This is a genomic window from Archaeoglobus neptunius, assembly GCF_016757965.1.
In the GTDB taxonomy this organism is placed as follows: domain Archaea; phylum Halobacteriota; class Archaeoglobi; order Archaeoglobales; family Archaeoglobaceae; genus Archaeoglobus; species Archaeoglobus neptunius.
On record NZ_JAEKIW010000015.1, the window covers coordinates 19,342 to 32,904 of the forward strand.

13 protein-coding genes are annotated in these 13,563 nt (G+C 45.8%); 9 read left to right on the forward strand and 4 right to left on the reverse strand.

The genetic code is table 11. From position 1 onward, the window contains the following. The first annotated feature begins 38 nt into the window (after positions 1-38). Genes JFQ59_RS11180 through ligD form a run of 4 tightly spaced genes read left to right on the forward strand, consistent with a single transcriptional unit; the run spans position 39 to position 4,209 of the window. A complete protein-coding gene (locus tag JFQ59_RS11180) occupies positions 39-1,394 on the forward strand; it encodes a B12-binding domain-containing radical SAM protein (RefSeq protein ID WP_202320588.1) in 1,356 nt (451 codons plus the stop codon). Positions 1,395-1,433: 39 nt separating this feature from the next. Beyond that, a complete protein-coding gene (mer, locus tag JFQ59_RS11185) occupies positions 1,434-2,432 on the forward strand; it encodes a 5,10-methylenetetrahydromethanopterin reductase (protein WP_202320589.1) in 999 nt (332 codons plus the stop codon). Positions 2,433-2,488: 56 nt separating this feature from the next. Next, positions 2,489-3,256 carry a non-homologous end joining protein Ku gene (gene ku / locus JFQ59_RS11190; protein ID WP_202320590.1) on the forward strand — a complete coding sequence of 256 codons (768 nt, stop codon included), beginning with the start codon at positions 2,489-2,491 and terminating at the stop codon, positions 3,254-3,256. Continuing rightward, positions 3,253-4,209, forward strand: coding sequence for a non-homologous end-joining DNA ligase (ligD, locus tag JFQ59_RS11195; protein ID WP_202320591.1), 957 nt, complete (start codon positions 3,253-3,255; stop codon positions 4,207-4,209). Before ku ends, ligD begins: the two co-directional genes overlap by 4 nt. On the opposite strand, the gene JFQ59_RS11200 is transcribed toward ligD, so the two are convergent. Next, positions 4,202-5,119: an ADP-ribosylglycohydrolase family protein gene (locus JFQ59_RS11200; RefSeq protein WP_202320592.1), complete on the reverse strand. Its 918-nt coding sequence runs from the start codon at positions 5,117-5,119 to the stop codon at positions 4,202-4,204. The genes ligD and JFQ59_RS11200 overlap by 8 nt on opposite strands. A 76-nt stretch (positions 5,120-5,195) precedes the next feature. Here JFQ59_RS11200 and JFQ59_RS11205 point away from each other — a divergent pair, with 76 nt between their 5' ends. Then, complete coding sequence (locus JFQ59_RS11205) at positions 5,196-5,585, forward strand: response regulator (RefSeq protein ID WP_202320593.1); 390 nt, start codon at positions 5,196-5,198, stop codon at positions 5,583-5,585. Here JFQ59_RS11205 and JFQ59_RS11210 read toward each other — a convergent pair. Beyond that, complete coding sequence (locus JFQ59_RS11210) at positions 5,582-6,700, reverse strand: GAF domain-containing protein (RefSeq protein WP_202320594.1); 1,119 nt, start codon at positions 6,698-6,700, stop codon at positions 5,582-5,584. The two genes, JFQ59_RS11205 and JFQ59_RS11210, sit on opposite strands and share 4 nt — an antisense overlap. 69 nt (positions 6,701-6,769) lie before the next feature. Next, positions 6,770-7,978, reverse strand: a complete 1,209-nt coding sequence (tgt, locus tag JFQ59_RS11215) for a tRNA guanosine(34) transglycosylase Tgt (RefSeq protein WP_202320595.1) — start codon at positions 7,976-7,978, stop codon at positions 6,770-6,772. Positions 7,979-8,098: 120 nt separating this feature from the next. Here tgt and JFQ59_RS11220 point away from each other — a divergent pair, with 120 nt between their 5' ends. Genes JFQ59_RS11220 through JFQ59_RS11235 form a run of 4 tightly spaced genes read left to right on the forward strand, consistent with a single transcriptional unit; the run spans position 8,099 to position 13,048 of the window. Beyond that, positions 8,099-8,614 (forward strand): TetR/AcrR family transcriptional regulator, encoded by a 516-nt coding sequence (locus JFQ59_RS11220; protein WP_202320596.1) that lies wholly within the window; start codon positions 8,099-8,101, stop codon positions 8,612-8,614. Further along, a complete protein-coding gene (locus tag JFQ59_RS11225) occupies positions 8,611-10,035 on the forward strand; it encodes a COG1361 S-layer family protein (protein WP_202320597.1) in 1,425 nt (474 codons plus the stop codon). The genes JFQ59_RS11220 and JFQ59_RS11225 overlap by 4 nt, the downstream gene beginning before the upstream one ends. Before the next feature lie 3 nt (positions 10,036-10,038). After that, positions 10,039-10,734 carry an ABC transporter ATP-binding protein gene (locus JFQ59_RS11230; RefSeq protein ID WP_202320598.1) on the forward strand — a complete coding sequence of 232 codons (696 nt, stop codon included), beginning with the start codon at positions 10,039-10,041 and terminating at the stop codon, positions 10,732-10,734. Further along, complete coding sequence (locus JFQ59_RS11235) at positions 10,718-13,048, forward strand: ABC transporter permease (RefSeq protein ID WP_202320599.1); 2,331 nt, start codon at positions 10,718-10,720, stop codon at positions 13,046-13,048. Before JFQ59_RS11230 ends, JFQ59_RS11235 begins: the two co-directional genes overlap by 17 nt. A gap of 2 nt (positions 13,049-13,050) precedes the next feature. Here the strand turns inward: JFQ59_RS11235 and JFQ59_RS11240 are convergent, their stop codons facing one another. Next, complete coding sequence (locus JFQ59_RS11240) at positions 13,051-13,542, reverse strand: C-GCAxxG-C-C family protein (RefSeq protein ID WP_202320600.1); 492 nt, start codon at positions 13,540-13,542, stop codon at positions 13,051-13,053. Positions 13,543-13,563: the final 21 nt, after the last annotated feature.

Genomic DNA, 13,563 nt, shown 5'->3' on the forward strand with positions numbered 1-13,563 from the left:
CAACACTTTTTATACTATTGGGAACAATTAATAATTATATGATCGCTCTCCTCAACCCCAACGCCAACGTTGAGGTCGTGAAAACCCTTGACATATCCACTCCACCCCTCTCTCTTGGTTATCTGGCGGCAGTGTTGAGGAGGGAGGGTTTCAGGGTAAGGGTAATTGATGACCTTGTGGAGAATGTGGGATTTGAGGAACTGCTGAAGAGAGTAAAAAATGCACTGGTGGTTGGAATAACTTCGACAACCCCGACATTCAGCTCAGCCATGAGATATGCGAAAAAAATAAAGGAGGCCCTTCCAAACATACAGGTCATTCTGGGTGGTGTGCACGTTACTTTCAAACCCTACGACCCATTAAGATCTGGTTACGTTGATGCAGTCTGCATTGGAGAGGGAGAGGAGACTATAGTGGAGGTGGCCGAGAGGGTGGAGTCCGGAAACGGGCTTGATGGTGTTAGAGGTATAATTTACAGGGACGAAAGCAGAATCGTTAACAACGGGCCAAGAGAGCCAATCAAAAACCTTGACTCCCTTCCATTTCCCGCATATGACCTGATGCCTCTTGACAGCTACAGGATATTTGGATACAGGCTCGGACATTTTCCGGTCATAACATCTCGCGGGTGCCCATTTGGATGCAGATATTGCAGTTCCTCCACCTTTATGGGGTTTAGATTCAGGGCTAGGAGCGCCAAAAACGTGGTTGATGAGGTAGAGTGGCTGGTGAACGATTACGATGCAGAACACATAGCCTTCAGCGATGACACATTCACCCTTAGCAAAAGAAGGGTCGAGGCAATCTGCGAGGAAATCAAAAGCAGGGGGCTGGACATAGACTGGAGCTGCTCTTCCCGGGTGGATACAATTAATGAAGATATGCTGAGAAAGATGAAGGATGCTGGTTGTTCAGCGATTTATTTTGGTATTGAGTCTGCAAGTGAGACAATACTTGAATTTTACAGGAAACGAATAAATCTTGAGAAAGCCATAAAAGCGATAGAGCTAACGAGAAAAATAGGGATTTCGGCCATCTGCTCCTTCATCATCGGAGCTCCGATGGAAAGAAGGGAGGATATGGAGTCCACATTAAGGCTTGCCCTTAAAATAGACCCGGATTACGCACAGTTTTCCATATTAACCCCTTATCCGGGGACTGAAATTTACCAGGAGGCAAGGGAAAGGGGCTGGTTGCTCACCGAAAACTACGATGAATACACGGCAGGAAAACCTGTACTGAAAAACTTTTACATGTCTTCAGAGGAAGTTTACAGATTTTTGAAGTACTGCTATCTTAGATTTTATCTCAGACCCAGATTCATTATCAGGGAGTTTAAAAAGGGTCATTTCAGAGTCGTTTGGGGAATTCTAAGGAAGACATTAAAAGTTTAAAATCGAAAAGATTATTTGCCACTCTGTTTGTTACCTTCTATGAAATTTGGTATAGAGTTTGTTCCAGATATGAAGTACTACGAGCTTGAATACTATGTAAAACTGGCTGAGGACAGCGGTTTTGACCACACATGGATTACGGACCACTACAACAACAGAAATGTCTATTCGATGCTGACAATTCTGGCCCTGAAAACAAGAACAATAAAACTCGGGCCTGGTGTTACAAACCCCTACCATATCAGCCCCGCTCTGACTGCATCTGCTATAGGAACAATAAACGAGATCAGCGGTGGAAGGGCGGTTCTTGGAATCGGAGCGGGAGATAAGGTAACCTTTGAGAGGATCGGAATCAGCTGGGAAAAGCCACTCAAAAGGATGAGAGAGGCCGTTGAGATAATAAGAGAGCTTACAAGCGGAAAAACCGTGAAGTACGATGGTGACATATTCAAGTTCAACGGGGCCAGACTCGGGTTCAAACCCGGTGATATTCCGATATACATCGGTGCACAGGGTCCAAAAATGCTTCAGCTTGCGGCAGAGCTTGGAGACGGTGTGCTGATTAACGCTTCACATCCAAAGGACTTCGAAGTTGCCAAGGAGAACATCGATGCCGGATTGTCAAAGGCCGGAAAGAGCAGAGATGCTTTTGATACAGTTGCGTATGCATCAATGAGTGTGGACAAGAACAGGGACAATGCAAGGAATGCAGCAAGGATTGTTGTGGCGTTCATCGTTGCCGGAAGCCCGCCAACCGTTCTCGAAAGACATGGTCTCAGTGAGGAAGCGGTGAACGGTGTGAGAGATGCTTTGAACAACGCATTCACAAAGGGTGACTGGGGTGGAGTGGCGAAGAGTGTGACCGATGAGATGATAGACATATTCTCAATCAGCGGCACCCCAGATGACGTTGTGGAGAGAATCAACGAGCTGTCAAAGGCGGGAGTAACGCAGGTTGTTGCGGGGAGCCCAATTGGACCCGATAAAAAGAAGTCAATCAAACTGATTGGAAAAGAAATAATTCCAAAATTTAAATAATTCAATTTTTTGATTTAATTGGTAAAATTTATCTCATCTTACCCATAGTATATTTCATGAGAGCTACCTGGAAGGGAAACATATCCTTTGGACTGGTTACGATCCCTGTGAAGGTATACAGTGCAGTACTCCCAAAGGAGATAAAATTCAATCTCCTCCATTCTGCAGATGGTGGCAGGATCAGATACAGGAAAGTTTGCGAGAAATGTGGCAGGGAGGTATCGAGTGATGAAATCGTAAGGGGTTTTGAAGTGTCGAAAAATGAGTATGTCATCCTGACTGATGAGGATTTTGAAAAGATCCCTCTGAATACGGTCAGAACTATAGAGATCAAACAGTTCTTTCAGCCAGAAGAGCTGGGGATCATATACTACAGCAACTTTTACTATGTGGTGCCGGACAAGGGTGGAGAGAAGGCGTACTACCTTCTCAAGAGGGCGATGATTGAGACGGAAAGCATGGCTGCCGGTAAGATGAGTATGAGAGGTAGAGAAAACCTTGTGGCTTTGAAAGCCTTTGATGGTGGATTGTTGCTGGCAACTCTCCATTACATTGACGAAATAAGAAATCCCTACGAGGTTGCGGGATGGGGTACTGAGGTAGAGGTTAGTAGCGAGGAGCTCGATCTTGCTAAAAAGCTCATTCTAGCCATGAAGAAGCCTTTGAAGATTGAGGAGTACAGGGATGAGTATAAAGAGGCTTTGATGCAGCTTATAGACGCAAAGTTAGCAGGAAAGGAGATCGCCGTTACTGGTGGTGTTGAGGAAGTAGAATCGCTGATGGATGCTCTTAAGGCAAGTCTTGAGTCTGTTAAAGGTGCATGAGCTGGTTTGACAAAAAGATAAGGCCGATGCTTGCAGTCAAAAGCCAGCCTTTCAGCAGCGAGGATTACATTTACGAGATAAAGTGGGACGGGACGAGATGCATAGCGTTTGTCGATGTTGAAGGCAAAAGAGTCAGACTTCAGAACAGAAGGCTGCTCGACATTACATATCGATATCCGGAAATCGATTTTTTATCTCTGAACCAGAATGCGGTACTGGATGGTGAGATCGTCGTCATTAAAGAGGGGAAACCGTCTTTTTCTCTTTTGCAAAAAAGGGAACATGTTGAAAGCAGGTTTAAAATAGAAATCCTCAGCAAAACAATTCCAGCGATATATGTCGCCTTCGATGCACTTTACACTCAGAAGGACGGCTGGATAATTGATCTGCCATTGATGGAAAGGAAAAAAGCTCTGGAGGAGGTTGTGGCCGGGTCAAAAAGGATATGGAAGGTAAGATGGATTGAGAAAGCCGGTGAAGAATTTTACAAGAGAGTTAGAGAGTTAGGACTTGAGGGAATAGTTGCAAAGAAGAAAGATGGCAGATACCTGATCGGTAAAAGGAGTGATCTCTGGAGGAAAATCAAAAAAAGACAGACTATGGATTGCATAATCGTTGGGTGGATTGAGGGCGAGGGTGAACGTGAGAGGTTTTTTGGATCACTCGTTCTTGCGGCACACTCAAACGGCAGGCTCGTGCATGTTGGAAATGTTGGTACCGGGTTTGACAGGGATTTTCTCGTCTGGTTTTCAGGAAAGCTGCGGGAGATAGAGGTGAAGACTCCGCATTTTGAGATAGGCAGGAAAGACGTGCACTGGGTTAAGCCCGTGTATGTGTGTGAGGTAGAGTTCCTGGAGCTTACTGAGGAAAACAAGCTCAGAGCACCGGTTTTTCTGAGATTGAGGGATGATAAAAGTCCTGAGGAGTGTAAAATCGATGAGGGTGTTAAGTGAGCTTTACTATCCTAATATGAAGGTCGTAGAGTCTGTTTGCAAGCTCTTCGAGCTTTTCTCTATCTTTAATCTTTCCCAGCCACCTGTCGGGAATATCAAACCCTGCTGCACCCTTCAATGCCCCGCATATTGCAGCAATGGAGTCAGAGTCCCCTCCTGCGTTTGCTGCCAATATCAGTGAATCCTCAAAATTTTCACCAGAAAAAAACGCATAAAATGCCATTGGCACTACATCAAGGGCCGACATCGTATTTCCGAGCTTTTCCACCGCAAAGTCAAGTTCTTTATCTGCAATTTCATAGGCGTACTTTATTTTTTCAGCCAGAAGGCTGTCAACAGGATCGACCCTTTTTAAAACTTCAGAAAGCATTTCCTCCTCGCTGAAATCGAGGAGATTGCATGCTATTCCAATTGCTACAGCTATGGCCCCACCGACTGCAGCCGTGCCCCTGTGAGTTACAATGGCCGACAGCTCGGCATATTTCTCTACCAGATTAAAGCTGAAATGATACACAAGGCCAACCGGAGCGACCCTCATCGCTGCACCACACGTATCACTCATAACACCAGCTCTACTCCATGGTATCCCACTTAACAGATTTGAAATGGCTCTGGTGGAACTCGGGCCAATCCTTCTGCTTTCTGTGGAGAGAAACCACGTCTTGAGTTTCTCTGCAAAGTCCTCAGGATTGAAATATGTGGTTTCAAGGATAGAACTGGCAAGAATCATCATCTGCTCCGTGTCATCCGTCCATTCACCTTCTTTCAGGTCGCCGTAGGGCGAAGGAAAAAAGTCCCTGATCTCCCCGTAGATTTGCTTTACTGCCTCTCTCAATAGCCCCTCTGCAGGCATTCCAAGGGCATCTCCAACGGCTATCCCAGTGATACAGTTTCTGAACTTTTTATCCATCAACCAACTCAATGGCAAGGGAAGATATAGTTTTTTTGCAGTAAACCACATATATAAGAAAGTTTCAGTATAAATAATGAAAAAACGTGTACTGATTGTCGACAACGATCGGGCAGTGGTTGAAGCTTTCAAGGACTTGCTTTCTGAAGGCTATGATGTGGCGATCGCCTCAGATGGAAAAGAAGGAATCGAGGCCTTCAGGACATTCAAGCCCGATCTGGTGATCGTTAACATGCTGATGCCCTCAGTTGAGGGGGTTGAGGTTGACATTCCACTGCCGCTGATGAACGGTGTTGAGTTTACAAGAGAGATTAAGAGGATTGATCCGGACATCAAGGTTATAGGCATCTCTGCCTTTGCCGCACACAGGGGAGATGAGTTGCTTGAAGCGGGGGCAGAAGATGTTGTTAAAAAGCCGCTAAGTAAGGATGAACTGATCAGCATAATCGAAAGGCATATACATTAGGGCCCCCTTTTCCTGAGATATTCCCTGATTTTTTCCGATTCCACCCAGCCCTTTTCCAGTCTTTCAACGAGTCTTGTTATTCTTGAAAGCTGTTCGGCTATTTTTTCTGTGGCATTCCTGTCTTCAACAAAGGATTCCACAAAACCATGTGCAGCAGCCAGAGGATTGCGGATGTGATCCACCAGAATGGCGAATTGCTCAATATTTTTATCCAGTTGTTCAATCAATCTTTCTTTTTCTTTTTTCAGTCTTTTTAGGGCAATTCCATACGATATGATTGCAGCGATGCGTTCGAGCAATTCCTTCTCCTCCTCGTCAAAAGCATCCTCCTCAATTGCGTAAACATTCAGAGAACCAAAAGTTGAATCCTTGTAGATGAGCGGAAGAGCAATTGACGATCCAAAACCCCTTTTCGTCGCCTCGTCCTTCCACATAAAGTCCGATCTCAAGTTACCCTTGATCACGATTTTTCTATCCCTGATCGCTCTTCCCGTTGGCCCCTGCCCGAGTGGTGAATCGTCCCACCTCACCTCAACTTCCCTGAAATAATTGCTCCCGTAGCCGGCGACAGGCGAAACACTACCGTCCTTGTTGGCGTATCCAATCCAGGCGTGTGCGTATCCCTCGTCCACGATTGTTTCACAGACTTTTTCCAGAATCTCCTTCTCATCCTCGGCCATTAGCACGGTTTCGTTAACTCTGGCCAGAACCCTAAACGCCCTCTCCACTCTTCTCCTGGCCTCAAGCTCATCCTTTATCGACTTCTCGTAGATCTCCGAAACTACCTTTAGAACCTTACTCTGGAATCTGACCAGATCGATTACAGTCTCCTTGAAGGTTACCGGGTCAGCAACAGAAGCCAGTTTCTCAACCAGAAGAATCGTTTTTGAAAGAGCATCTGATGGTTTATTGCCGCTTTTTATTATCCTCTCAACCAGCTCCAAATCAAGCTGTTTCATGACTTTCTCTACAGTTTTATCCCCCGAAAGCAGAGCAACGATCAGATTTCTGACCAAAGGTCTGGCAGTTTTTGCGATATCGGGAGGCAGATCCTTTGATACTTCGCTGAACCATTCTTCGAAAACCTTTTCTGCGACATCCGGGGGGACTGACATTGATATTACCTGAGGTCAATACAATTAATATGCCTATCGTTATAACCATCTGTATAACAAAACTTAAAATCACCCAACCCCAAGCCATACCCTCTTGAGCTCGTAAAAGGTGCCCTCTTCAATGGACCTTCTGATTTCATCCATGAGGCTCATGATGAAAAAGAGGTTGTGATAGGTGGCGAGTCTAAAGTACAGGAGCTCGTTGGACGTATAGAGGTGTCTGAGGTAAGCTCTGGAGTAGTTCTGACAGACGAGGCATTTGCACGTCCTGTCCACGGGTCTCGTATCCTCTCTGAATCCGGAGTTTTTTATGTGAATCCGGAACTTGTTTTTCCTGTTTCCACCCTCAGCCGGGCTGATGTAGAGATGCCCCCTCCTTGCCCATCTTGCAGGAGCGACGCAGTCGAACATGTCCACACCTCTTTCTGTGCAGTTGAACAGGTCTTCGACTGCCCCAATACCCAGAAGATGTCTTGGCTTCTCCTCGGGCAGCAGTGGAATCACCCAGTCCAGAATGTTTAGCATATCCTGCTTGCTCTTGCCCAGTGAGCCTCCAATTCCATAGCCTGCAAACTCCCTCTCCGCCATAAATCTTGCAGATCTCTCCCTTAAATCCCTATACTCTCCCCCCTGTACGACACCAAAAAGTGCCTGTCTCCTGTCGTAGTATTCCAGACATTCCTCAGCCCATCTGTGGGTTCTTTCCAGAGCTTTCTCTGTGTAGGCTCTGTCTGACAGGGGAGATGTGCACTCATCAAAGGCGAAAATAATGTCAGAACCAAGATTTGACTGAATTTCCATGGATTTTCTTGGTGTTAGCTCAACAATCCTGCCCGATTTTGGGTCTTTAAATCTCACTCCCCTGTCAGTTACAGAAGCAAGCTTTTTCCTCTCCTTCTGAATTTCCTTCAATCTTTCCTCCTTCAGACCCTCAAGAAATATGTTGTTGGCTATTTTTCCCACCCCGTGCTCCATCCCAAAGCCCAGTGAAAAAGCCTGAAAGCCACCCGAGTCCGTTACGATCGCCCCATCAAAGTTCATGAATTTGTGCAGCCCGCCAAGTTCCCTGATCAGCTCGTCGCCCGGCCTGAGGTGGAGGTGATATGTGTTTGCCAGAATAACCTCCACACCCATATCCTTCAGATCCCTGTTATCCAGGCCTCTGATGGCGCCCAGAGTTGCTACGGGAATAAAGACGGGAGTTTTAAAGCTACCATGACGGGTTTTAATCTTTCCAGCACGCATTCTGTCGAGAGTGTGTTTGATTTTGAACCTCATTCTGCGTTTTAGTTGGTTTTAAATTTTTAAAGATTGCCCGACTTTCTGGATCGGGGATTCTTTCAGAATGTCAGCCGAAGATGGTGGAAAGATTTATATTATTTGATCGGCACTCAGAATATGACTGACCAGTCAGTTAAAATCCTCGATGCAGCCTTAAAGCTTTATACAGCCAAACCACCTCATGATGTTAGCGTTGAAGAAATTGCGAGAGAGGCAGGAGTTTCGAAAAGTCTCATCTTCTATCACTTCCGGAACAAGCAAAATCTGATAAAAGCCACCGTACTGCATGCGTTTAACCGCATTCTTAATGAGTTCAATCCTGAAAGTCTCGAAGATTTTGTGAACTACGGAGTAGGTTTCATAAAGCAGAGGAGAGAGCTAATCGAGTTCCTGTTCTATGCCTTCGGCTACCTTCAGGGCGAAGTGGAAGAGGTTAAGACTGCTTTTGAGGAGGCGATGAAAAAAATTCAGCCGCTCTTTGAGGGGTGCCGGTATCCGAAAGAAACCGCCCTGGCTATCGCCGCAATGCTTGATGGGCTGTCCATTTATTCGCTGTACTGCGACATCGGAGAGCCTGACAGGTACAGACGAATTGCACTGGAGTTTGTTGAAAGTCAGAGGGTGAGAGAATGAGGATTCTGGTTTTTCTTTCCTTCCTGTTGTTGGTTGCCTCTGCAAATGCCCAGCCAATTGTGAGTGTCGGCTACCATACAATACCGGAAAAACCCTCGCCAGGCTACTTCATCATTTCAATAGATATTTCAAATTCGGGTACCGATGCCAGAAATCTTGGGCTGCTTGTTCAGGAGAACGAGGATGGGTTTTATTTTATTGACAACGGAGAGAAGAAATCGATCCTTTTCCTGAATCTCGGAGACCTCTCTGCTGGCAGCACCTCTGTTCAGATCAAGGCATATGCTGAGAAGTCCGGGATATACTCAGTAAGGGTGAAGCTGACGTACACCAACAACAGCGAAAGCTACGCCATAAATTCAATTTTTGGCGTTCTGGTTTATGCATCCCCTTTTATCTACACCGGGGATGAGATATCCCTGAAGCCGGGGGAGAGCAGGGTTGTGAAGCTTGAAATCAAAAATACGGGTGGAGGCGTTGAAAGCGCTGTATTAAGCCTCATATCGGATTACGTAACATCAAAGCCTGTTTTGATTGAATCGTGGCGTGGAGGAGAAACCAAAACGGTCTATATGACTGTAAGCGCTGATAGAAATGCGGCGGAGGGTGTTTACGAGGCGAACCTGAGACTGAATTACAGGTCTGAGTTTGGTGAAAGCGGTGTGGAGAATGTACCTGTGATTCTCAGAATAACTCCTGTTCCGAAAATCAGCATTAGGGCCCATACAATTCCGGAAAAGATCTACGTTGACTCGGACTTTACCCTTCAGCTCGTCCTCACATCCAGAAACTCTAATTTCAATAACCTGTCGGTGAAACTTGAATTGCCTGAAGGTTTCGAAGGAGAATCTTCAAAGTACATAGGTAGGCTCGATTCCGGAGAGAGTGTTTCGACTAACCTATCTCTCAAAGCTCCGAAAAAGAGCGGGAACTACAGACTGAGTCTCGTACTCTCAAACGGCAACATGAGTCAGAAATACGACATACCGATTTACGTGGCCGAGTACGGAAAAATTTCCATAGACCTTGCAGGAGTTTACACCTCACCCCAGGAAGTTCACGCAGGAGAGAGTTTCAAGCTATCAATTCAGCTTGAAAACAGCGGAAAACAGGATGCAAAAGCTGTTGAGATCAGACTGATCTTTCCTGAGGGGCTTGAGGGGAGAGACAGCTACTTTATAGGCACCCTCGAAAGCGGCGACTCTGCCACTGCCACATTCGAGCTTAAAGCTCTGGCTGACGGCAATCATGAGGTAAAGGCCAGAATCAGCTACATGGATCAGGCCTTTGAAGTACACGAAAAGGAAAGGAGCTTCACGGTTTACGTGTTTTCCTCAAACTATACGGCAGAGATACTGGCGGCGGTTTTCATTCTGGTTGTTGCTGGGATTGCAGCATACTTTAAGTTCGGGAGGAAGTAAGCGATGCTTGAACTGAGGGATGTGTGGAAAACCTACAGAATGGGAAAGGTGGAGGTCAATGCGCTGAGGGGAATAGACCTTGAAATTGAGATGGGTGAGTTCGTGGTTGTGCTGGGCCCTTCTGGCTGCGGGAAAACGACGATGCTTAACATTATAGGTGGGATAGACCGACCTACGAAGGGGAGCATAATTTTCGATGGCGTGGACATATCGCAACTCGACGACAGGGATCTGACGTTGCACAGAAGGAAGAACATTGGATTCATATTTCAGTTCTTCAATCTGATACCCACCCTAACAGCAATGGAGAACGTTGAGATTGCCGCTTCGCTGGTTGAAAAACCGAGAGATACAATGGAAGTTCTGGAGATTGTTGGGTTGAGAGAGAGGGCGAATCATTTCCCTTCTGAGCTGAGCGGTGGAGAGCAGCAGAGGGTGGCAATAGCAAGGGCACTTGTCAAAAATCCACCGCTGATCCTTGCAGATGAACCGACGGGAAGCCTGGACTTTGAAACAGGAAAGACCGTTCTTCAGGTAATGAGGGATATAAACAAGAAGGAAGGGGTGACCTTTATCCTCGTCACACACAATTCAGCGATTTCTGCCATTGCCGACAGGATAGTTCACCTCAAGGACGGGAGGATAGACCGCATAGTTGAAAATCCATCCCCAATGGAGCCGTATGACCTCAAGTGGTAAAATTCTCAGGACCAAGCTTTTCAGGGATGTTAAATCGCAGAAAAGTCTGTTTGTAGCAACGATCTTCATCCTCTTCCTTGGAATAATGCTATTCTGCTCTTTCTACCTGGCGTATCTCAACCTCCACGACACATACGAGAGCTTTTATGAGAGTTCGAATTTTGAAGACATCAGTGTAAGGGCTGCAGAACTCAGTGAAGAGGATATTCACAAGATAAAGAAAATAGATGGTGTTCTTGACGTTCAGCCGAGGATGGTTGCCGATGGAAAGGTTGTCGTTAACGGCAGAGAGTATCCTGCCAAGGTAATTTCCCTTCCAGAGAATGAGAGGATAGACAGGCTTTACATCGCAGAAGGGAAGAAAGGATTTGCTGTGATTAAGAAGTTTGCAGACTACCACGGTCTCCAGCCCAACGTCCCGCTGACCGTAAGGCTGGGTGAAAGGGAATACAAGGAGAAAATCTCAGCCCTTGTTTACTCTGCCGAGTTTATACTCATTTACGAGGAGGGAGAAGAATCCTTTACACCTTCTCCCGGTAGTTTCGCCATCGTTTACATCCCGGAGAAGGATATGCTGTCACTCGGCCAGAAATACAACGAACTGAAGATTAAGGTAAGTGATGAGAGCAGGAAGGATGAGATACTGAGCAGGATTCTCCAGGTTCTTGGAAACAGGGTTGAAGAGTTCCACACGGATGAAAAACAGGTAAGCAGAAGACTCCTGCAGGAAGACCTCGAGGGATTTAAAAGTCTGGCGGTCCTTTTTCCAGCTTTCTTTCTTCTGATAAGCGTCTTTTCAACTTACGCTCTCCTTTCCAGAATCGTTAGATTACAGTTTGGAAATATTGCAGTTATGAAGGCTCTTGGATTCACGGAAGGAGAGATCCTGAGGCACTACATGTGGTATCCTGCACTTGTCGGAATTTCTGCCTCAATTGCTGGAGTGACCGCTGGCTACGTTGCATCACAGATACTGACGTCCGAATACGTGAAGTTTCTCAATCTGCCCTATTTTGTATCAAAACCCCACCCGGAAATCTTTCTTGCTGCTGTGGTAACAGGCATACTCACACCCCTGATTTCCGGCCTTTTTGTTGCAAGAAACGCAGCGAAGATCAACATTGTCAGAGCTTTGAGGGGTTATTCAGAGGAGACATTTGGAGAGGGGTTTACAACCTTAATATCAAAATTTTTCACCAGAATTTTAAAATTAAAACTGATATACAGCCTTGCAGTAAGGAATCTTGCAAGAAACAGAAAAAGGACAGCAATCTCGCTCTTCAGCATTGTTGCCTGCACGTCATTGATCCTCAATTCCATGGTTTTCATCGACTCCTTCGATTGCGTTATGAATCTGCAGTTCGGGAAGGTCTATTCATACGATGTGAAGGTAAACCTCCAGAATTATGATGATGGAAAAATTCTGGAAAGGATAAAACACATGGATGGAGTTCTTTATGCAGAACCACTAGTCGAGACTGTTGTTTCCGTTGAGAAGGGCGGGGTTGTAAGCTCAACTCTTTTAATCGCCTCTCATTTCCAGAACCTATACAACGTTTACAACGTGAAGGGGGAAAAGCTGATAGCTTCGCATGGCATAATTTTTTCGACAACTGCGACAAAAAACCTCTCTCTCGTCAATGGCGAGAAGGTGACGCTGTACACAGAATTTGGAAAAGTTGTTGGAGAGGTTGAGAGTCTTGAATACATTCCGCTGTTTCCCGTAGCGGTGACAAGCCTCGACTACTTTGATAGTATTACCGGAAACAGGGGGTACAACACCATAGTTGTGGATGCCGAGGATGGAAAGGTTCTGGAAGTTGCTGAAAAGATAAGGAGCATTGATGGTGTTAGGAAAGTCAGCACGACATCCGAAGCTCACGAGTCTGTAATGGAGATTATGGGGTTCTTTTATGCGTTTGTTACATTTTCGTTGCTCTTTGGAGCATCCCTTGGCTTTGCAGCGATCTTCAATACAACAACAATAAGTGTGATCGAGAGGAGCAGAGAGTTTGCGACACTCAGAATGCTCGGATATACACCAAAAGAGATAGCGCTGTCCTTGATCTTCGAGAGCATAATTCTCGGTTCTGTGGGGTTACTAATCGGACTGCCAATAGCATACTCTACAGCCTACGGATTTTTCACATCCTTTGAGAGTGAACTATACTATCTTCCAATGGTCATATATCCAAGAACATACATTTTGACCGTGGTCGCAGTCTTTTTGGTGGTTTTTCTGGCTTTGATTCCTTCAATTAGGCGTGTGTCCAGAATGGATATCTCAAAGGTAACGAAAGAGATTGTAAGCTGAGTTTATTTCTCCCTGTGCAGTTCAATTATCTCAACGGCTTTTCCTGCCGTCCATGCAACGACATTTGAACAGTACTCCATCATGTTGCTGTTTACAGCCTCATTAAACTCCTTCGGATCCCAGAGGTTGAACGATCTTCCCATGAGCTTTTTCTGCACGTCCTGGCATCTGCAACTACCGAACTCCCGAACATACTCGTCATGCAACTCCTTTACAAGCCTGTAGGCTTTCATTGCCCTGAACATGTCGCCAAAATTCTCCCTCTCCCTCGGAAAGAGATAGCTGATCACCATCGATGCTCCGACCAGTGCACCACAGCTGCCATCTCCTGTTAGTCCGAGACCATCTGCAAGACCAGTCCCAGCTCTGAAAACGCTTTCACTCCAAATTCCGAGGCTATCGAAAATTGCAGCAATTGTGCTCTGGGCACAGCCGGTATTTCTCATTTCATACTCCTTCCCGAGTGTGGAGGCAACATCTCTTTTTGATGTCATGGAAAAAGTATTTTATTATTT